At 71.7% G+C, this 20,659-nt stretch carries 15 protein-coding genes; 11 read left to right on the top strand and 4 right to left on the bottom strand.

Annotation, left to right across the window (positions count from 1 at the left end; all coding sequences use genetic code 11):
* Positions 1-56: 56 nt before the first annotated feature.
* Positions 57-2,024: an acetate--CoA ligase gene (gene acs / locus P696_RS0110255; protein WP_026412275.1), complete on the bottom strand. Its 1,968-nt coding sequence runs from the start codon at positions 2,022-2,024 to the stop codon at positions 57-59.
* A 392-nt stretch (positions 2,025-2,416) separates the two neighbouring features.
* On the opposite strand from acs, the gene P696_RS0110250 reads away from it, so the two are divergent.
* From P696_RS0110250 to P696_RS0110215, 9 genes are all read left to right on the top strand, one after another.
* Entirely contained in the window at positions 2,417-3,226 is an 810-nt protein-coding gene (locus tag P696_RS0110250; protein WP_026412274.1) for a Fic family protein, read from the top strand.
* A 1,092-nt stretch (positions 3,227-4,318) separates the two neighbouring features.
* Positions 4,319-5,392 (top strand): septum site-determining protein Ssd, encoded by a 1,074-nt coding sequence (gene ssd / locus P696_RS0110245; protein WP_026412273.1) that lies wholly within the window; start codon positions 4,319-4,321, stop codon positions 5,390-5,392.
* 25 nt (positions 5,393-5,417) lie between these two features.
* Positions 5,418-6,584 (top strand): TadA family conjugal transfer-associated ATPase, encoded by a 1,167-nt coding sequence (locus P696_RS44525; protein WP_034484092.1) that lies wholly within the window; start codon positions 5,418-5,420, stop codon positions 6,582-6,584.
* Entirely contained in the window at positions 6,578-7,291 is a 714-nt protein-coding gene (locus P696_RS0110235) for a type II secretion system F family protein (protein ID WP_026412272.1), read from the top strand. Before P696_RS44525 ends, P696_RS0110235 begins: the two co-directional genes overlap by 7 nt.
* A gap of 1,622 nt (positions 7,292-8,913) precedes the next feature.
* A complete protein-coding gene (locus P696_RS57985) occupies positions 8,914-9,426 on the top strand; it encodes a type II secretion system F family protein (protein WP_245627594.1) in 513 nt (170 codons plus the stop codon).
* Between the two features lie 323 nt (positions 9,427-9,749).
* On the top strand, positions 9,750-9,944 hold the full coding sequence (locus P696_RS44515) for a DUF4244 domain-containing protein (RefSeq protein WP_034484089.1): 195 nt from the start codon (positions 9,750-9,752) through the stop codon (positions 9,942-9,944).
* The gene (locus P696_RS58710; RefSeq protein WP_342669009.1) at positions 9,941-10,495 is read left to right on the top strand and encodes a TadE family type IV pilus minor pilin; all 555 of its coding nucleotides are present in this window, start codon (positions 9,941-9,943) and stop codon (positions 10,493-10,495) included. Before P696_RS44515 ends, P696_RS58710 begins: the two co-directional genes overlap by 4 nt.
* Positions 10,496-10,988: 493 nt before the next feature.
* The gene (locus P696_RS59240; RefSeq protein ID WP_084337195.1) at positions 10,989-11,489 is read left to right on the top strand and encodes an Rv3654c family TadE-like protein; all 501 of its coding nucleotides are present in this window, start codon (positions 10,989-10,991) and stop codon (positions 11,487-11,489) included.
* 261 nt (positions 11,490-11,750) lie between these two features.
* Positions 11,751-13,493 (top strand): hypothetical protein, encoded by a 1,743-nt coding sequence (locus P696_RS0110215; protein ID WP_157429609.1) that lies wholly within the window; start codon positions 11,751-11,753, stop codon positions 13,491-13,493.
* A gap of 1,401 nt (positions 13,494-14,894) precedes the next feature.
* Here P696_RS0110215 and P696_RS0110210 read toward each other — a convergent pair.
* The gene (locus P696_RS0110210) at positions 14,895-17,288 is read right to left on the bottom strand and encodes a DEAD/DEAH box helicase (RefSeq protein ID WP_084337193.1); all 2,394 of its coding nucleotides are present in this window, start codon (positions 17,286-17,288) and stop codon (positions 14,895-14,897) included.
* Between the two features lie 255 nt (positions 17,289-17,543).
* Here P696_RS0110210 and P696_RS0110205 point away from each other — a divergent pair, with 255 nt between their 5' ends.
* Together P696_RS0110205 and P696_RS0110200 are read left to right on the top strand one after the other, a co-directional pair.
* A complete protein-coding gene (locus P696_RS0110205; RefSeq protein ID WP_026412268.1) occupies positions 17,544-17,897 on the top strand; it encodes an STAS domain-containing protein in 354 nt (117 codons plus the stop codon).
* A 16-nt stretch (positions 17,898-17,913) separates the two neighbouring features.
* On the top strand, positions 17,914-18,360 hold the full coding sequence (locus P696_RS0110200) for an ATP-binding protein (protein WP_026412267.1): 447 nt from the start codon (positions 17,914-17,916) through the stop codon (positions 18,358-18,360).
* 204 nt (positions 18,361-18,564) lie between these two features.
* On the opposite strand, the gene P696_RS0110195 is transcribed toward P696_RS0110200, so the two are convergent.
* Both P696_RS0110195 and P696_RS0110190 read right to left on the bottom strand, forming a co-directional pair.
* Positions 18,565-19,923 carry an ABC transporter permease gene (locus P696_RS0110195; protein ID WP_084337191.1) on the bottom strand — a complete coding sequence of 453 codons (1,359 nt, stop codon included), beginning with the start codon at positions 19,921-19,923 and terminating at the stop codon, positions 18,565-18,567.
* Positions 19,920-20,594: an ABC transporter ATP-binding protein gene (locus P696_RS0110190; RefSeq protein ID WP_026412265.1), complete on the bottom strand. Its 675-nt coding sequence runs from the start codon at positions 20,592-20,594 to the stop codon at positions 19,920-19,922. The genes P696_RS0110195 and P696_RS0110190 overlap by 4 nt, the downstream gene beginning before the upstream one ends.
* Positions 20,595-20,659 lie beyond the last annotated feature (65 nt).

The raw sequence follows: 20,659 nt of genomic DNA, 5'->3' as shown, positions 1-20,659 counted from the left end.
CGCGTGAGCGACCTGTGCACGTGTGGGGGACCTTGTGCGCGTGTGAGGGACCGCGTTCAGTCCTCGGACTTGGCGCTGGGGAGCTTCTCGGCGATGAGGTTCATCACCGTGCTGTCGGCGAGCGTGGTGACGTCCCCGACGCTCCGGTTCTCCGCGACGTCCCGCAGCAGGCGGCGCATGATCTTGCCGGACCGGGTCTTGGGCAGCTCCGGGACGATCATGATCTGGCGCGGCTTGGCGATCGGGCCGAGCGCCTTGGCGACGTGGTCGCGCAGCTCCTTGGCGAAGTCCCCGCCCTCGACGTCCTCACCGGCGGAGCCGCGCGGGATGACGAAGGCGACGATCGCCTGCCCGGTGACCGGGTCGGTCGCGCCCACGACGGCGGCCTCGGCGACCTTCGGGTGCGACACCAGCGCCGACTCGACCTCCGTGGTGGAGATGTTGTGGCCGGACACCAGCATCACGTCGTCCACCCGGCCGAGCAGCCAGATGTCGCCGTCCTCGTCCTTCTTCGCGCCGTCCCCGGCGAAGTACAGGCCGTCGAAGCGCGACCAGTACGTCTTGACGTACCGCTCGTCGTCGCCCCAGATCGTCCGCAGCATGGACGGCCACGGCTCCTGCAGCGTCAGGAACCCGCCGCCGCCGTTCGGCACCGGCCGCGCCTGGTCGTCCACGACGTCCGCGGCGATGCCCGGCAGCGGGCGCATCGCCGCGCCCGGCTTGCCCGCCGTCACACCCGGCAGCGGGCTGATCATGATCGCGCCGGTCTCGGTCTGCCACCAGGTGTCCACGACCGGGCAGCGGTTCGCGCCGATGTGCTCGCGGTACCAGACGTAGGCCTCGGGGTTGATCGGCTCGCCGACCGACCCGATGACGCGCAGCGAGGACAGGTCGTACTGCGCGGGGATGTCGTCGCCCCACTTCATGAACGTCCGGATCGCGGTGGGCGCGGTGTAGAAGATCGAGACCTTGTACTTCTGGATGATCTCCCACCAGCGTCCCCGGTGCGGCGTGTCCGGGGTGCCCTCGTACATGACCGACGTCGCGCCGTTGGCGAGCGGCCCGTACACGATGTAGGAGTGCCCGGTCACCCAGCCGATGTCGGCCGAGCACCAGTACACGTCGGTCTCCGGCTTCAGGTCGAAGACCGCGTGGTGCGTGTAGGCGACCTGCGTCAGGTAACCGCCGGTCGTGTGCAGGATGCCCTTGGGCTTACCCGTCGTCCCGGACGTGTAGAGGATGTACAGCGGGTGCTCGGAGTCGTGCGGCTCGGCCGTGTGCTTGTCGTCCTGCCGGTCCACGATGTCGTGCCACCAGACGTCGCGGTCGTGCTCGTCCACGGGCTCGCCGGTACGGCGGACGACCAGAACCTTCTCCACGGACGGGGTGCTCTGCACGGCCTCGTCCACGGTCGGCTTGAGGGCGGACGCCCTGCCGCGCCGGTATCCGCCGTCCGCCGTGATGACGACCTTGGCCTCGGCGTCGTCGATGCGGGTGCGCAGGGCGTCCGCGCTGAACCCGCCGAAGACGACCGAGTGCGTCGCGCCGATGCGCGCGCACGCGAGCATCGAGATCGGCAGCTCGGGAATCATCGGCATGTAGATGGCGACGCGGTCGCCCTTGCTGACGCCAAGCTCAAGGAGGGCGTTCGCCGCCTTCGCGACCTCCTTCTGGAGGTCGGCGTAGGTGAGCGTGCGGGTGTCGCCCGGCTCGCCTTCCCAGTGGTAGGCGACCCGGTCGCCGTGCCCGTTCTCCACATGCCGGTCAACGCAGTTGTAGGCGATGTTCAGCTCGCCGCCCACGAACCACTTGGCGAACGGGGGGTTGCTCCAGTCGAGCACCTCGTCCCAGCGCTTCGTCCAGGTGAGCCGGTCGGCCTGCTCGGCCCAGAAGCCCAGACGGTCGGCGGCGGCCCGCTCGTAGGCCTCGTCGGTGACGTTGGCGGACTCCGCGAGCTCGGCCGGCGGGGGGAAGCGCCTCGTCTCCTGCAGGAGGTTCGACAGTGTCTCTTGGCTCTCGCTCACGCGTACTCCTCGCTGTTCAAAGAGGGGGGCGCACCTTCCACGGCCCACTCCATCAGCGATCGTCCGGTTCGGACAAGGGCTTGCCGGTTTTGTGGGCGCAAGGGGCGAAAGGGGCTCCCCGGCTTCGGGTTGGATGCTATGTGATGCCAGCCACACGTGGCCTTCCCAGGTTCGGCCTCCGGGAATCCGCGCATGATCCGATGTCTGGTGTGGGCGGGACAGTTCCGCTCTGACCTGCGACGATGCTGCTCGCGCGGGGCCCGGATTACTCGAAACAAACTTTCCGATTTCGGTCTTCGGGGGCGTGTGGGGCACGTGGTGGCGACGGTGCCCGGAGCATGGGCGGAGGGCGGCGGACGGGGCCGCCGTGGTGACCGCATAAGGTCGGGCGCGTGACCGATGTCGATGCCTTTGCCAACGTCGCCGACCTGCCCGGAGTGGAGGAGGCCGTAGCCGACGCCCGCAAGGCGGTGGACCGTCTGCTGGGCCACCGCATCCTGAGGCGGCGCAGCGCGGAGGTCTCCACCGAGTCCGCCCTGCGCGGGGCTCGCGCGTCCGCGGAGCTGGAAGGCGCGTCCGTCACGCTGGAAGAGCTGCGTTCCGCTGCGGAGGGGCATGCGGCGCCCATCGTGCAGGGCTCGCTGCGGGTCACAGCCGAGCTCGGCTCGCTGGCCGAGACGTGGCGCAAGGCGCCGCGACAGGTGCTCGCGCGCCTGCACGTCCTGGCCGCCGCCGATCTGCTGGACGAAGCGGACCTCGGACGCCCGCGTTCCGGGTCCGGCGGCCCTGGCGAGGTCTCCGATCCGCTGGGTCTGGGTCCGGCGCCGTCCCCTGCCGAGGTGGCCTCGCGGCTGGACGCGCTGTGCGACCTTCTCGTCCGTCCCAGCAAGGCCCCGGCCCTGGTCATCGCCGCTCTGGTGCACGGGGAGCTGCTGACGCTCCGCCCGTTCGGCGTCGCGGACGGCGTGATCGCGCGCGCGGCGCAGCGGCTCACGTTCGTCGCGCGCGGGCTCGACCCGAAGTCCCTGACCGCGCCGGAAGTCGGCCACCTCGAACTCGTGGCCGAGTACCCGGACGCCCTGCGCGCCTACGCGTCCGGCACGTCCGAGGGCATGGTCCGCTGGATCCGGCACTGCGCCGACGCCACGGTCGCCGCCGCGCGCGACTCCCAGGCCATCTGCGAGGCGTACCTCCGCGGCTGACCGCGGGCGGGCCTGACCGTCCCGCTTGACGTGCCCGCGCACGTGGGTGTGGTGCGCTTGTGCACGTGGGTTGTGGCGTGCCCGCGCACGTAGGCGGGGTGTATGTGGTGTGGTGCGCTCGTGCGCGTGCGAGGGATGACCCGTGCGTGGTGGGCGTGGTGAAACAAATGAACGGCACCCCGCACTTGGCGGGGCGCCACCCTAGTCACGTCACACCGGGTTACCAAGCGTGCAACTGATATTCGTCTGAGCGGGTCAAGCCCGACTCGACGCGCCTCCCGCGGCTGGTCGCGCGTGGGTACCCGGCTGCCGTGCGCGGACACCTGGTCCGTAGAACCTGTCTACGCCTCATTTGTCCAGCTGACAAGCCCTCAATCGGTAAAGGAAACGTTCCGGCGGCACCCCTCGTTCGGGGAACGGAGGAGTGGCCGGAGGGGCCGGTTGTGACGGCTCGGGCCCTTCGGCGGACATGGAACGCGCCATTCTCCGACCCTTCACGATCGCCGATTCGATCACTCAGTGTGATCGCTTCTCTTTTCGTCCGCTCGTGCCCGCGCGTGCCCATGCGGGCGGACTCGTGCGGGACTGTCCGGCTCTGTGCCCGGCCCGGCGGGGGCGGGGTGAAGGCCCCATGCGCGCGGGAGTACGGTCTTCCCAACCAGGCTAGAAAAATTCGTCCTCGTTGAGGGACTTTCCCGCTCGACGGAACTCTCGACGATCGGGCAGCATATGTTGTAACTGCCTAGACTGTAGATGGCGCGATTGCTACTCCCGTAGATCAAACTGGTGTACCACTTAGTGCGATCTGCCCGAGACTTTTCTGGGATAACGGGCCGGCTCTACCCCCCCCGGAGCCGGACCGTTCGGCGACCCCCGCTCTCCCCCCCGGCGGGGGTCGCCCTACGTGAACGGCCCGGGTGGCGGTTACCGCCCCCCGGAACCCCACCCGGGCCTTCACAAAACTCCTCGGCACACGATTGACCTGTGGTTTCTCCTGGCTGAACGGAAGTTATCCACAGTTCGGGAGTGCGCTTCCGAGGAACGTGGCGCGCGGCGCATCGTGGAACTCCACCGATGCGAGAGGAGAGCGCGATGACCGCCGCGCTGATCGTCACCGAAGACCCGGCCACCGCCGACGACCTGCTGAGACTCGCCGCCGCGGCCGACGCGCCCGCCGAGGTCGCGGGCTCCGTGGGCGACGCCCGGGCGGGCTGGTACCAGGCCCCGCTCGTGCTCGTCGGCGCCGACGTCGCGGACGGCCTGGCCGCCGCCGGGCCGCACCGCCGTTCGGGCGTCGTGCTGGTCGCCCGTCCCGGGGAGGGGGCCGACGTGTACCGGCTCGCCCTCGGCGTCGGGGCCGGTGACGTCGCCGTGTTGCCGGACGACGAGCCCTGGCTGACCGACGCGATGGCCGCCGCGGCCGAGCCCGCCGACGCCCGCGGCGTCATCGTCTGCGTCACCGGCTCGCGGGGCGGTGCGGGCGCGAGCGTCCTGGCCGCGGCCTTGGCCCACTGCTCCGCGCGGGACGGCCTGCGCACCCTCCTCGTGGACGGCGACCCGCTCGGCGGCGGCGCCGACCTCCTCGTCGGCCTCGAGGGTCACGAGGGCGCCCGCTGGCCCGATCTCGCCGGGCGCCAGGGACGGATCAGCGTCGCCACCCTTCGCGACTCACTGCCGAGCTCGGGCGACCTGTCCGTCCTGTCGTGGGGCAAGTCCGAGCCCGTGGCGGTGACCCCGGACGTCGTGCGCTCCCTGCTCGACTCGGCGTCCCGCGGCTTCGACCTGACCGTCGTCGACGTGCCCCGCTACCTGGGCGACATCGGCCGTCCCGCGCTGCGCGCCGCGCACACCTGCTACCTGGTCGTTCCTGCGGAGGTTCGGGCCACGGTGGCCGCCGATGTCCTTGCCGGCTTCCTGCGTCGCGAGACCGCCGACGTCCGCCTCATCGTCGGTGGCCGTCCGTCCGGTGGCCTTCGGCCAGACGCGGTGGCCCGGCACCTCGACCTGCCCACCGTCGGCACCCTCGACCGCGACCGCCGGGTCCCGCCCGCCCTCGAGCAGGGCGGCGTGTCCCGAATAGCCCGACGGGGTCCGCTGCGCGACCTCTGCGACCACCTGCTCGATGCGCAGTCCCTGGCCCCCGCCACCACCTCGAAGGCCGCCTGAGGCCGGCCCGCCGGAGGAGAGCACGATGAACACCAGGTTCTCTGAAGCCGTACGCGGCAGACTCGCCGAAGGCGGCGTCGAACCGACCGCCGGACGGGTGGCGGCGGCCCTGCGCGCGGAAGAGCGCCTGCTCGGCGACCGCGAGGTGCTGGCCCTCGCCGACGAGTTACGCGCCGAGTTCGTCGGCGCGGGCCCGCTGGAGCCGCTGCTGCGCCTTCCCGAGGTCACCGATGTGCTGGTCAACGGCCCTGACCAGGTGTGGGTCGACGCCGGTTCCGGGCTGGTCCGAACGGCCACCCGCTTCGCCGACGAGGCCACGCTGCGCCGCCTCGCCCAGCGCCTCACGGCCGCCGCGGGACGTCGGCTGGACGACGCGTCCCCGTACGCCGACGCCCGCCTGCCCGGTGGGGTGAGGCTCCACGCCGTCCTGCCGCCGGTCGCCCCGAACGGCACGTGCCTGTCCCTTCGCCTCCCCCGGCGTCGCGCCTTCACCCTGGACGAGCTGGTCGCGACCGAGACCGTCCCGCCCGCGGGAGCGGCGCTCCTGGCAGCCCTGGTCACAGCCCGCGTCGCGTTCTTGATCAGCGGAGGCACGGGCACGGGCAAGACGACGCTGCTGAGCTGCCTGCTCGGTCTTGCCGGCCCGGCCGAGCGCCTGCTGCTGGTCGAAGACTCGGCCGAGCTGAGGCCCGATCATCCGCATGTCGTCCGGCTGGAGGCACGACCGCCGAACGTGGAGGGCGCGGGCGGCGTGACGCTGCACCAGCTCGTCCGGCAGGCCCTGCGCATGCGTCCCGACCGCCTGGTCGTGGGCGAGGTCCGGGGCGCCGAGGTCGTCGACCTCCTGGGCGCTCTGAACACCGGCCACGAAGGCGGCTGCGGCACCCTGCACGCGAACGCCGCGACGGACGTCCCCGCCCGCCTCGAAGCCCTCGCCTGCGCTGCCGGCCTGAGCCGCGAGGCCGTCCACAGCCAGCTGGCCGCCGCCCTCGACGTGGTCGTCCACCTGGTCAGAATCCCGGGCACCGGCAAACGCCAGGTGGCCGAGGTCTGCCTTCTGCACCGTGCGCCCGACGGCTTCGTCACCGCCGTCCCCGCCGTGACCTTCACCCCGTCCGGCGTGCTGGAGCCCGCCGAAGCGGCCCCTGCCCTGTCCCGCCTCCTGCACCCGCACTGGCCGCTGCCATGGTGATCGCCGCCATGATCTGCGCCGCGATGGCCGCGTGGCTGCTCTACGGCCCGTCCCAGGCGGCCGTCCGCCTGCAACGAGCTCTGCCGTCGCCCGTGATGTCCACGCCGATCTCAACCCTGCTCAACCGGGCCGCCGCCACGCGCACGCGCCTCCTCGACAAACGCCGGGCCCCGGCCCGATGGCGAGCCTCCGTGATCGAACTCTGTGAGGGGATGGCCGCCGAACTCACCGCAGGCAGGACCCCCGGGGAGGCATTCTCCACCACAGCCGCCGTCCTGAGTCCTCCCATGGCCAGGGCCTTACGAGCCCCACCCCACCACGACCCCATCAAGCACCTGGAGCGTCTCGCCGCCACCCGTCCAGGCGCAGAGTCCCTGAGACTCCTGGCCGCGACCTGGCGCCTGGGCGCCGAACGAGGCGGCACCCTGGCCACCGTCCTGGACGGCCTGGCCGCCGCCCTCCGCGACGAGGAAACCCAACGCCAGGAGATAGCCGTCCACCTGGCAGCCCCCAGAGCCACAGCCCGCCTGCTGGCCGTCCTCCCCGTCCTGGGCCTGGCCATGGCCGCAGCCCTGGGCACCAACCCCCTCCCCTTCCTCCTGACCACCCCACCCGGCCTGGGCTGCCTGACCACCGCCCTGGCCTTGGACACCGCCGGCCTCTGGTGGACCCATCACTTGGCCACCAAAGCCGCCACCCATCCCTGACCACCGACCACATCCAAACCAGAGCCCCATGCACAGCCCACCGCCCCCACCCACCCCGCACCACCCCACCAACCACCACCCACCCGGACGCCCACACCCTCAGCTCCAGCACCTCACCCACGAATCGACAACCCAACGGGCCCCGCCGGAACTCACCACATCGCACGCCAGGGCCCTCGTGCCAGGCCAAACCCGACACGCCACCGTCGCCCACAACCCATCGCCGCCACCGCACGAGAAGCCCGGCAATCTCGTGATCACCAGGCGCTGTGCGCCCGAACGACGGCGCGCACCTCAGAGATCTCCCCAACCGAGACTCGCGGGGCAGGCGGCGGCGACCGTGTCACCAGTTCCGCCGCGCGCAAAATGCCGTCCCCACATCCACCCACCACCCCGCCCGCCGTTCCGCCGGACTCGCTCAGCTCACCAACGCACACGCCTCGCGACACCCACGCAGAGACCGTATGAGGAGACCCCACGCCAGAAGGAGCCCACACATCCCGACGACAGCGCACAACAAGCTGCCGCGCCAAGGACAAGCCGAACCGGCGCCGACGGTCCCAGGCCGACGGTCCCGATCCCACGAGGTGCGGCTCATGCGGTCGGTCCCACGAGGTCGGTCCCACAAGGCGGGGCCCACGAGGCGAGGCTCATCAGGCCGGGCTCATCAGGCCGGGCTCACAAGGTGCGGCCGACGAGCCCTGACCCACGAGGTCCGACTCAGGAGGTGAAGGCACGGGCCCTGTCCCGTTCGACTCACTCGACGGGGCGGGAGCAAGGCCAAGCGGTCACTGCACGACGGAGGGGAGCTCCCGCCGCCGCAACCATGATCGCCTCTGCGGTGGCCTCTGGGTCCTGGGCCTGAGCCGGTGCCACGGCGGCAGGACTTCGTGACTTCGAGGTGCGTGATGGGCGTTGCCGTTGAGGCAACGACCTGAGCGACCGCCGTGGGCGGCGTCTGTCTCGCCTGGCTGCGTGTTCGCCTCTTCGGATCAACCACCAGACGTTCAGGAGTGCACATGCTGTGGATGGCCGTTCTCTGCTTCGGCGTCTGCGCGTTCTTAGCTGCGAAACCATCGCGGTCGGCCGCTCGTCGGCTTGCCGCTCTTCGCTCGTCCAACAGGGCCCGAGAGCAGGTGGAGCAGAGCCACGCGCTCGGACGGAAGTGGGCGTGGGGCGGGCTGTGGCGGCGAAGACCTGGTCGAAGCGCAGGTCCTGCGCCGGAGGTGTCCCGCGGAGTTGTTCAGTTCAGGGGTTCGGGTGTCGACGACCTTGATCGCTGGTCTAGTCGATTGCTGCCCCGCGGATCGGCTTCCCAAGGCGGATACCGCGCTGCTGGTGTTGGTCCTGTTCTTCAGCGACCGGGCGGAGGTCGGGGCAACCGAGCGTCGCCTGTGGGGACGAAGACGCAGGAGGTAGATCGAGGTGGGAAGACTCGCGGTCTCCTCAGACTGAACACCGGTGCTGGCATCGCGTGGAGCGGCCCATCGTCCACCGCTGGAGGCTCCGCCTCGACGAGGACGGAGCGGGAGTGGCTGCTTCGGGGCGCGGCTGCGCTGGTTCCGGCGGCGGTCGCGGTCTGGGTGGTCGGTGGTTTGGGCGGATGGGTCGTCGGAGTCGTCGTGGCGGTGGTCCTCACCAGGTGGTCGGTGAACCTGGGGAAGGGCGACGATCGGGAACGGCGGAGCCGGATCGTCCACGAGCTTCCGGTGACCGTCGACCTGCTGGCCGCCTGTCTCAGGGGTGGGATGCCGTGGGACGAGTCGGTCGAGGCCGTCGCGTCCACCATTGGCGGCCCGCTGGGTGAGGAGATCGGCGCCGTCTCGGTCCAGATCCGCCTGGGGGCCGACCCGGTACGAGCCTGGCTTGACCTGGGCGAACGGCAACCGGCGCTGGCGCCGTTGGCACGCACCGCGGTGCGCGGATCGCGCAGCGGGACGGCACTGGCACTCTCGCTGGGACGCCTTGCTCAGGAGCAGCGGAGGACGGCCAGGACGGCAGCTGCCGCGCGGGCCCGTTCGGCGGGTATTCGTGCGCTGATGCCGTTGGGCTTGTGCTTTCTTCCGGCCTTCGTGTTGCTGGGGATCGTTCCGGCCATTGTTGGAATCGCTTCGTCGATGTCGCTCCCTTGGTGAGAACTTACGTGCAATTCTCACGCGAGCCGGAGGCCGCTTCCTCCTCCGTGATTTCGCCGGAGTACGGGAGCACTCTTAGCGCGGCTAGAGATGTCGCGGCGTATGTCTCAGGCGGACTCCGGCGCGGGGCGTGCGGCACTCGCTGAGGAGACGCAACGCGTCCGGTGGCGCGCGTGTTGATTTCCCCTTGACCAGGGAGTTTGTGCCCTGTGTCTACCAAGGTGAGCGGAGTTATCCACAGTTCGGCGGTCGGCTTGGGGCGCGAGCCCTCGTGGAGCAGGCTGGTTACAGGGCGTGAGAAGCCCGAACGAGAGGAGAGCAAGATGACGAGCATTGCTCGGATGATCAGGCGTCGGTGCCGTGTCGCTGGCGACGCGGGCATGTCCACGGCCGAGTACGCGGTCGGCACGATCGCCGCCACCGCGTTCGCAGGCATCCTGTACAAGATCGTTACTAGTTCTGAAGTGCAGAAAGCCCTGTTAGGGATCATCCAGAGAGCACTGCAGATGGCCGGATGAACATGTGTCGGCGGCGCGATCGCGGCATGGCGACTGCGGAGATCGCGGTCGCACTGCCCGCGCTGGTCCTCGTCACAGTCCTCGCGCTGTGGGCGGTAGCGGTCGCGTCCACACACATGTCGTGTGTGGACGCTGCCCGCGCCGGAGCCCGTGCCGCTGCACGAGGGGAGTCCCTGGACGCCGTCCGCGCCCTTGTGACTCGGTCGGCTCCCAAGGGGGCGACGGTTGCTGTGCGACGTGATGTCGACCGCGTCCAGGTGACGGTGTCGACGGCCGTCCGTCCACCGGCTCTGTCCGGCCTGCCGGCCCTCAACGTCCAGGCCCATGCCGAAGCCGAGACCGAGCCGGGAGCCCAGCCCGCCCCAGAGGGCCAGGCCGTGTTTCGAAGTCCCGGCCCACTTCCCTCGCCCAGAGGCTCTCTACGTGACCGTGCCTGGGCGAACGCGGCATCGCTTCGCGATCTGCCCGGTCACGCTCGCCTCCGGCATCGCCGCACCGGGCAGGTCACGCGTTCGCGCACGTGGCCAGAGCCACTTCGAGACACGCCCTAGCCCCTCAAGGCTCCCCCGCGACAACCGGCCGGAGCTGAGCCACCACACGAGGCCCCCGAGGCCCAGCCCCTGGTCGGCGGCAGTGCAACGCGCGCGCGTGTGGGTGTGGTGCAACGCGCGCGCGTGTGGGTGTGGTGTGGCGACGCGCGTGTGGGTGTGGTGTGGCGACGCGCGTGTGGGTGTGGTGTGGCGACGTGAGGATTTGTGGCGCGGCGTGGAGTGTGGCGGTGCGGGTGTGGGCCTGGGGACCGGTGCGGTGAGGGGGTGTTACGTGGCGCGGAGGCGTGGTGGTGGACGGAGGCGTGGTGCTGCAGGGCGGCAGCGCCAGCGCGGTGGTGCGGCGAATGGGGTTGAGGTGATGTGGGCGGAGCTGTGGTGTGGCGCGGGGATGTGGGCGTTACGGCGCAGGGCGTGGAGGGGGTGGTGTGGCGCTGTGCGGGGGCGGGGTTGAGATGCGGCGTGGTGCGGAGGGGCGTGGAGCGTACGAGGGGGCGTGGAGCGCGTGCGAGGTGGCGTGGTGGGGCGGGGCGTTGGGTGTGTGGGGTGGCGCGGTGTGGGGGTGGGTGTGGTGAGGAGAGGGTGTGGGCGTGAGGCGGGGTGTGGGGTGGGGAGGTTTTGTGGGTGGAGGGGGAGTGGGGCGGATCGAGGGGCGGGGACGGTGTGGGTGTTGGCGTTTTTGGGGGTGATCTGGGTTGTGGGGGTGGCGGCGATGGTGGTGGGGGGTGTGCGGGTTGCTCGGCATCGGGTGGAGGCCGCGGCGGATTTGGGGGCGTTGGCAGGGGCCGGGCGCGTGAGTGAGGGGGAAGGGGTGGCGTGTCGCGTGGCGCGGGAGGTGGCGGCGGATTCTGGAGGACGGGTCGCGTCGTGTGTGGTGCGTGGGAGGATCGTCGAGGTCTCGGCGGACGTCGTGGTGCGGTTGCCGTTCGGGATGCGTGAGGTTCGGGTCGTGGCGCGGGCCAGGGCTGGTCCTGCGGAGCGCGACGGCGTACCCTGACCGGTCTCGACTCTTGAACCGGATGTCAATAGGGAGCCCGGAAGGGCGACAGGGGCCGGTGACGGTCAAAGTCGCGTGGCTTTGTCACTCTTCCGTGACTTTCGCTACCAAGTAGTACGTTACGCTGCCGTAAGCCCAGAGTTATCGCGTGAAACGGTGGCTGCTACGGCCCCTCGCCCCTCCCCGAGGCCGGACACCCCCAGACGGGCTCGGCTGCGCGGACGGTGCGGGTCCGGTCGGGTGCTTTGGAGGTATGAGGCTGTGACGAGGATTCGCAGGATCGGCGTGATCGCCCTCGCGACGCCCCTTGCGATGGCCTTCCCCGTGTTCGGCGTGATGCCCGCGGTGGCGTCCAACGGGATCTCCGCGCCGCAGAACGGCAGCGTCATCACCAGCGGCTCCCAGGTGACCGTCCGGGCGACGTACGACTTCGCGTTCCAGATGCAGCTGCGGGCCAAGACCCCGGGATCGGGCGACACCTTCCTGACGTCCGGCGGAGTCCTGGAGCACTCGCTCTCCGCGCCGCTCTCGCTCGACCGCAACGGCCGCTACACCGTCTACATCAAGGGCAGCCAGACCGGGCACGTCTACGCGACCAGCACTTTCACGGTCAGGATCGCGCCGTCCGCGCCGACCGGCGTGTCCGCGTCCGTCTCCGGCGGCCGGATCAAGGTCAACTGGAACCTCGGCCAAGAGGACGACCTGACGGGCTACTCCGTATCGTCGTCCGGCGGGGGCTCGAAGAGCGGCAGCGTCGGAAGCCTGTGCTCCGGCTCCAGCTGCTCGGCGTCGATTCCGGTCGGCTCGGCGAGTGGATCGGTGTCGGTGCGGGTCCAGGCGCGTCGGTCGACCGGGTTGGGTGGATCGGTCACGTCCCCGACCTCGTCGGCGATCGTGTCCGTCGGTGGTGGCTCCGGGAACGGACCGAACACGAGTGTCCCGCCCGGGACGACGGTGCCTCCCTCGGGGGGCAACGGAACCAACCGGAACACGCCGCTCACTCCGTTCAACAACCAGTCGCCGGTCACGCTGCCGTCCGTCCAGCCGACGGACGCGACTCCGGGGTTCGCCTACCCGACGCCGCAGGTCGCGTCCAGCCAATCGCCGAAGGCGGAGAACGCCGCCGCGTCCACTCAGCTCCAGTGGGGCCGCAGCATCGGCATCGCGCTCGTGCTGCTCGTCGTCGCCGCCCACCTCGGCACCTGGACGCGCCGCCTGCGCACCGCCCAGGCAGGGGTGAGCGAGAAGGGCATGGCCGCCCGCCTGGCCCGCAGCGGCTCGGCGCGTAGTCGCGTCCGCAACGCCAAGCAGCACATCGCGCAGGCGGAAGCGAAGGCGAAGACCACCGTCCTCACGCCCGCGGCGTCCGGCATGTCCGCTGCGTCTTCGGGTGACGCCACGGTGAGCCCTGGTGCCGCTGACGCGAATGTGGGTGTGGCGCAGCCTGGAAGCACCGCTGCCTTCACCGCGCCGACGGGCGCGGGTGCCGAGGCCTCCGATGATGGGTCGAACGCCTCGACCGGGACTCAGAGTGTCGTCCAGGGTGCTGCGGCGAAGCCCGGTCCGCGCCGATCGTCCCGACGTCCTGCCCGGCTCGGCAAGCGTCCGGGCGGCGTCGACGTCCGCATCGCGGACAAGCGCGGAGGCGTCGCCGCCGACCCCACGTCTGGTGACTCTGCTTCCAAGCTCCTCGATGACTCGTCCGCAGGCCTGCCCGCCAGCGCCGCCGCCGAGACCTCGGGCGCTGCGGCCTCCAGCGCTCCGAGCGATCCGATCGGTGGCCGATTCAGCGACGCGGCGTCTACGCGTGTTCCGGCCGAGGGCGCTGCGCCTGCGGGCGCCGGGGACGCGGGCACGCGTCCGTTGAAGCAGCGGGACATCTTCAGCGTGGAGTCCGCTGTCGAGGGCGTGTCCGAGGCGTCCGACTCGTCCACGAAGGATGCCGTGGCCCCGGAGAGCAAGCCCAAGGAACGCCGCGCCGGACGAGGCCGCCGCCGCAAGTAGCCCATCCGCGGAGCCCTCAGCGAAGGCCCGTGGACGTTCCAGCGCGTCGTTCAGCCGCGGGTGGCTGGGCCTGAACGGGACGTGATCGCTCGGGCTCCTCTGCGTGTTTGGACAGCCACGGCTGGGTGGAGTGCGTGCGCCGCCGCGATCTGCTCGGACCGGTTGCCCTGCGCCTCCCGGGTTGGGCGCCGTCCAAGGAGCGCCGGTCTGGATGTGGCCGCCGACGCGGTGAGTGGTTCGTCGTGGATGCGCTGCGAGGGCCCCGGGGATGTTGAGGCAGGTGCCCCAGCCGAGGGTGTGGGGCCTGGATGGGGGCGTGATAGCTCCGCCATCTGGTGACCTGGTCACCATGCCGCCCACGCCGCCTGCGGCTGCGAGGCCCACCCCATCCTGCCGTCTGAACCGCCGCGCCGTCCGCGCCGTCTGCACCGCCGCGCCGTCTGCACCGTCTGCACCGCCGCGCCGTCTGCACCGTTGTGCCGTCTGCACTGTCTGCACCGTTGTGCCGCCCGCACCGTTGTGCCGTCCGCGCCGTCCGCGCCGTTGTGCCGTCTGCACCGTCGTGCTGTCCGCGTGGCCGAGCCGTCTCCAGCGCTGCGCTTCTCCAGCACTGCGTGCCTGCAGGGCTGCGTGCCTGCAGGGCTGCGTGCTTGCACCACTGCGGTGCCACCACGCCGCCGTGCCACCACGCCGCCGTGCCACCACGCAGCCGTGCCACCACGCAGCCGTGCCGCTGTGCGGGCCGCGTTGCTGCGCCGTGCACATCGCCGTGCCGTCTGTGTCTCAAGCCGTCGTGCCGTCTGAACTACGGCGCCGCTGAGCAACCGCGCCGTTGTGTGGTCTGTGCCACTTGGGTGGCATGCCGTCTGCGCTGCTGCGGCGCCTGTCCCGTCCGCGCGCGGGGGCGGCGCGGCACCTTCTCCTATGTGGGCCAGACCATCGATGTCCCGTCCGCGCGCGGGGCGGCGCAGTCACATCAGCCTCGCCCCATGTGTGGGGCCCGTCCGCGCGCGGGGGCGGCGCATGACCGACTGGAACGGCGTCGACGTGCGTCCCGCGTCCCGTCCGCGCGGGGGCGCGACTCCCAGCGGGATCGGGCGGGGGGCGCCTCACGTCCCGTCCGCGCGGGGCGGCGCGAGTTGCTCGCGGACGCGGAGGTCAGCTCGTTCTATGTCGGCACCCGCGCGGGGGCTGTGCCCGCTGTGCTGGGTGGTGGGGTGGGTGCTTTGCAGGAGGGGTTGGTGCGGCTGGTGAGGTTGGGGGGAGATGCGTTGGTTGTGATTGCTGCGCTGGTTGGCGCGCGTCACGGTTCTCGTGGGCGTGGGACTTGGGCGGGATTGGCGCGAGCGTTACTGGGGGGTTGCGGCGCTCGGGTGTTGCTTTCCACGGTGGGGCGGGGGGTTAGGGGTGGGGGAGGAGGTGGGCTAGGAGGGTTAGGGCGCCTTGTTTGTCCAAGGGGTCGTTGCCGTTGCCGCACTTGGGGGACTGGATGCAGGAGGGGCAGCCGGTTTCGCATTCGCAGGAGGCGATGGCGTCGCGGGTGGCGGTGAGCCAGGAGAGGGCGTCGCGGTAGCCGCGTTCGGCGAAGCCCGCGCCGCCCTCGTGGCCGTCGTAGACGAAGACGGTGAGGAGGCCGGTGTCGGGGTGGACGGCGGTGGAGACGCCGCCGATGTCCCAGCGGTCGCAGGTGGCGAACAGGGGGAGGAGGCCGATGGAGGCGTGTTCGGCGGCGTGGGCGGCGCCCGCGAGGTCCAGGTCGCCGAGGGTGTCCACCTGGTCGGCGGAGAGGGTCCACCAGACGGCGCGGGTGCGCAGGGTGCGCGGCGGGAGGTCGAGGGGTTTCTCGCCGAGCATCTCGCCGGTCTGGAGGCGGCGCATCTGGTAGGCGACGACCTGGTGGGTGACCTCGACGGCGCCGTAGTGCAGGCGGGCCTCGCCCCACGGCGTGGAGCGGAGCTCCTCGACGATCCGGATGTCGGTGACGTCGCGCGCGGTGGTCGAGTAGTCGGGGTCGGCGGCCTCGACGAGGGCGACCGAGTCGTCCAGGTCGAGGGTCTGGACGACGAAGGACTCGCCCTGGTGGAGGTAGACGGCGCCGTCGTGCACGGTGGTGTGGGCGGACGACTCGTCCACGGTGCCGAGGAGGCGGCCGGTGGCGAGTTCGACGACCTGGACGGGGGCGCCGCCCGCGCCGCGGATGTCGGCGAGGTCGGCCGGGTTGTCGCGGCGCGTCCAGAACCATCCGGCGGGACGGCGGCGGAGCATGCCGCGCCGGACGAGGTCGGGCAGCAGGTCCCCGGCCGTCGGGCCGAACAGGTCGAGGTCGGCGTCGTTCAGGGGGAGTTCCGCGGCGGCGGCGCACAGGTGGGGGCCGAGGACGTAGGGGTTGTCCGGGTCCAGGACGGTGGCCTCGACGGGGGTGCCGAAGATCGCCTCGGGGTGGTGGACGAGGTAGGTGTCGAGCGGGTCGTCGCGGGCGACGAGGACGGCCAGGGCGGACTGTCCGGATCGTCCGGCGCGTCCGGCCTGCTGCCAGAGCGAGGCGCGGGTGCCGGGCCAGCCGCAGACCAGGACGGCGTCCAGGCCCGAAACGTCCACGCCGAGTTCGAGGGCGTTCGTGCTGGCGAGGCCCACGAGTTCGCGGGTGCGCAGCGACTTCTCGAGCGCGCGGCGCTCCTCGGGCAGGTATCCGGCGCGGTAGGCGGCGACCCGGCCGGTCAGCTCGGGCGCGGCCTCCTCGAGCGCGCGCCTGGCGCCGAGCGCGACGGACTCCGCTCCCCGCCGGGACCGGACGAACGCCAGCGTCTGGACGTTCTCGACGACGAGGTCGGCGAGCAGGTCGGCGGCCTCGGCGGTGGCGGTGCGGCGGACGGGCGCGCCCTGCTCGCCGCGCAGGTCGGTCAGCGGCGGTTCCCACAGCGCGAAGGTCGCGGGGCCGCGCGGGGACGTGTCGTCGTCCACGGCGATCACGTCCAGGCCGGTGAGGCGGGACGCGGCGGTCGCGGGCTCGGAGGTCGTCGCGGACGCCAGGACGAACGTGGGGGACGCCCCGTACCGGGCGCACACGCGGCGCAGGCGGCGGATGATCTGCGCGACGTGCGAGCCGAACACGCCCCGGTAACCGTGCGCCTCGTCGATGATCACGTAGCGGAGGCGGCGCAGGAACCCCGACCAGCGGGAGTGGCCGGGCAGGATCGAGCGGTGCAGCATGTCCGGATTCGTCAGCACGTAGTTGGCGTGCTGCCGGACCCATCCGCGCTCGTCGCGTGGCGTGTCGCCGTCGTAGGTGGCCGCACGGACCCGCGGCAGCCGGAGCGCCCGGACGGCTCGGAGCTGGTCCGCCGCGAGTGCCTTCGTCGGGGACAGGTAGATCACGGTCCCCTCGCCCACGGTCCGTCCGAGCGCGCCTGTGGGCCTTCGGCCCGGGGCGGCGGCCTGCGCGGGTTCGGTGACCTGCGCGGGGGCGGCCTCGCGGGGGGTGGGGATGGTGGGGGCGGTGTGGACGGCGGCCAGGGCCGGGAGGAGGTAGGCGAGCGACTTGCCCGAGGCGGTGCCGGTGGCGATGATCACAGAGCGCCCGGCGTGGGCGAGTTCGGCGGCCTCGGCCTGGTGGCGCCAGGGGGCCTCGATGCCGGCGGCGGCGAGACGGTCGAGCAGCTCCGGCGGGGTCCAGGACGGCCAGGGGGCGCGGCGGCCCTGACGTGCGGGGACGTTCTGGACATGCGTGATCCGCCCACGGCGGGTGGGATCGGCGAGGAGGCGGTCCAGGGGCTCGGGAGATCTTTGGCCGGGCATGAGGTTTTCAGTGTGCCAGCCGGGGGACAACGTTGAGAACGCCCCGCCGCCGGAGGCTGGCCTCCCCATGCCATCACCGGCAGATCACCAGGTCAGACGCGATGGCCCGAAGTTTCGTCCCAGTAGGCGATAACCTGCCTGTAGGGCGGCGGAGCGTGGTTGAATCTCGACGGAGTTCCGTCGTCCCGAAACCGGACTGTCCGGGGGGATCGGGGCGTGCGGAGTGCAAGTTTGCTGCACGGCGCTGGAGGACCTGTGGACCTGAAGGTGAACGACTACACCACCGATGACGGCCTCACCGTCATCACCGTGGAAGGCGAGATCGACGTCTACACGGCCCCCAAGCTTCGCGAGAAGCTGATCGACCTGGTGAACAAGGGCAAGTTCCACCTGCTGGTGGACATGGAGAAGGTGGAGTTCCTCGACTCGACCGGTCTCGGCGTCCTGGTCGGCGGGTTGAAGCGGGTGCGCGCGCACGACGGCTCGCTGGAGCTGGTCTGCACCCAGGAGCGCATCCTCAAGATCTTCCGCATCACCGGGCTGACCAAGGTCTTCGGGATCCACAAGACGATCGCCGAGGCCGAGGAGAAGCGCAAGGGCGCCAAGTAGGCGGCCTGACAGAGAGATGGCGACCGTCGAACTCTCTTTCAGCGCGCTCCCCGTCCACGTCCGGACGGCCCGTCTGATCGTGACCGCCGTGGCCCGACGCAGCGGCGTCGACGAGGCGATCATGGACGAGGTCCGGCTGGCGGTCGGGGAGGCGTGCTCGCGCGCGGTGGAGGCACACCGCGCGCACTGTCCCGACGAACCGGTGCGGCTCGAGCTGAGCGACACGGCACACCGGTTCCAGGTGATCGTCAGCGACTCGGTCCCGGCGGACGAGGCGGAGGGCGGACCTCCCTCGGCGCCGCGGCCGGACGACCTCCCGGCCCTGGCCCTGGCCGGGGACGCCGATCTGGGTCTCGCCGTCATCGCCGGGCTGGCCGATGACGTGGAGATCTCGAACACCCCCAAGGGCGTCCAGATCCGGATGAGCTGGCCGGCCGACCGGCCCGCGCCTCCGGCGACCTGACCGGCGACCCCCCGAGCCGGTCGCGCGACGTCATGCGACAAGGCCCCGCCCTCACCCGAGGGACGGGGCCTTTCGTCGCGCCGAGCCGTCGTGCGCCGGTCGGCATGTGCCGGTCGTTATGCGCCGGTCGTCGTGCGGCCCGGTCGGCTTGTGCCGGTCGTCGTGCGTGAGTCGTCGTGTGCGGGGCTTCGGGCGGGCGTCGCCTCAGGGGCTGGTCAGGGCCTCCGTCGGGGGGAGGCGGGCGGCCCGGAGCGCGGGATAGAGGCCCGCGACGGCGCCGATGAGGAGGGTGGCGGCCAGTCCGCCCGCCATGGCCCAGGGTGGGACGACCGTGGGCCAGCCCTGCGCGACCGCGAAGCCGAAGGTGACGAGCGCGCCGAGTGCCACGCCGCCGAGCCCGCCGAGGGCCGCCAGCAGCTGCGACTCGGTGAGGAACTGGAGCCGGATCTGGCCCCGGGTGGCCCCGAGGGCGCGGCGCAGGCCGATCTCGGCGCGGCGTTCCAGGACGGAGATGACCATCGTGTTCGCGACCCCGACGCCGCCGACCAGCAGCGCGACGCCGCCGAGTCCGAGCAGCAGCGCGGTGAAGGTCTGGTTCGCGGCGTGCTCGGCGGCCAGCGCGTCCGACGGCCGGGACACCTCGATCTCGTTCGGCGACTCCGGGTTGGCGGTCGCGGCGAGCAGGTCCCGGACGCGTTCGACGGACTTCTTGGCGGTCCGCGTGTAGACCGTGGTGGCGTGCCCGTCGAAGCCGAGCCGGGAGACCGCGGCGTCCCAGCCGACCAGCGCGGACGAGTCCAGTTCGGGCGCGAGCGCGTTCGGGGCGAGGACGCCGACGACGGTGAACCAGCGTCCGCCGAGCCACACCTGGCCGCCCGCGCCGGCGACGCCGAGCCGGTCGGCGGCGGCGGAGCCGAGGACGACGGCCGGGTAGCGGCCGGTCGCGGCGTTCAACCAGGATCCGGAGCGCAGGGTGAGACCGATCGTGCCCGGGAGCCGCAGGTCGGCCGCCATGACGGAGATCCCTCCGGTCTCGTTGGGGTCCATGTGGTCGTTGCGGTAGACGTGCGTGTCGCTGAGCTTGCCGGTGGCGGCGGCGGACTCCACGTCGGGCATCCGCGCGATCATGCCCGGCGCGGTGAACGGGAGCTGCGCGTTGCTGCCGAAGAAGTCGCGGCCGGGGGTGACCGTCAGCAGGTTGGTGCCGAGGCGGTCGAGGGTGGCCTGGAGCTGCGCCCGGCTGGACGTGGAGATCCCGACGACGCCGATCATGGCGGCGATGCCGATGGCGATGCCCAGTGCGGAGAGGACGACGCGAAGGGGGCGCGACCGCAGTCCGGCCGCTCCGACGCGCAGGACGTCCCGTGCGCCGAGGCGTCCGGCCCGGTCCACGCGCCGGCCGCGCTTCGATCGCCGTTCGCGTTCGGACCGTTGCTCGCGGTTGGGCGGCTGCTCGTGTTCGGGCCGTTGGTCGCGGTTCGGCCGCTGCTCGCGTTTTGGTTGTTTCGCTCTTCGCTCCAGGCGGCGCAGGCCGCGGCCCGAGGGGGCGTCGGCGGCGGTCATGCGGGGGACTCCGCGGTGTCGGAGACGACGCGCCCGTCCCGCATGGTGACGTTGCGGGGGATCTGGGCGGCGATGTCGCGGTCGTGGGTGATGAGGACGACGGTGGTGCCGCCTCCGGAGAGCTCGCGCAGCAGGTTCAGGACGACCGTGCCGGACGCGGTGTCGAGGGCGCCGGTCGGCTCGTCCGCGAGTAGCAGCCCAGGGTCGCCGACGACGGCGCGGGCGATCGCGACGCGTTGCTTCTCGCCCCCGGACAGCTGGTGCGGACGGTGCCCGAGCCGGTGTCCGAGGCCGACGCGTTCCAGCGCCTCGCGCGCGCGTGCGCGTCGGCGGGAGATCGGGACGCCCGCGTACAGCAGGCCGTCCGCGACGTTGTCCACGGCGGAGACGCCCGCTGCCAGGTGGAACTGCTGGAACACGAACCCGATGCGGCGCGCGCGCAGCGTCGACAGCCGCCGGTCCGAGAGGCGGGACACGTCCTGGCCCTCGAACAGGACCGTCCCGGTCGAGGGACCGTCGAGCGTGCCGAGCAGGTTCAGCATCGTGGACTTGCCCGACCCGGACGGTCCGACCACGGCGACGAACTCGCCCGGCGAGATCGTCAGTGACACGGCGTCCAGGGCGGTCACGTCGCCGGGATAGGACTTGGTGACCTCGCGCAACTCGACCACCGCGAAGTCCGGCCCCTCGGAGGCGGGGGCCGGGCCGTCCGGCGAGTGGGTCGCGTCCGTGTCCG

The organism is Actinomadura oligospora ATCC 43269, assembly GCF_000518265.1.
Classification (GTDB): Bacteria; Actinomycetota; Actinomycetes; order Streptosporangiales; family Streptosporangiaceae; genus Spirillospora; species Spirillospora oligospora.
This window is presented reverse-complemented; position numbering and strand designations above follow the sequence as displayed.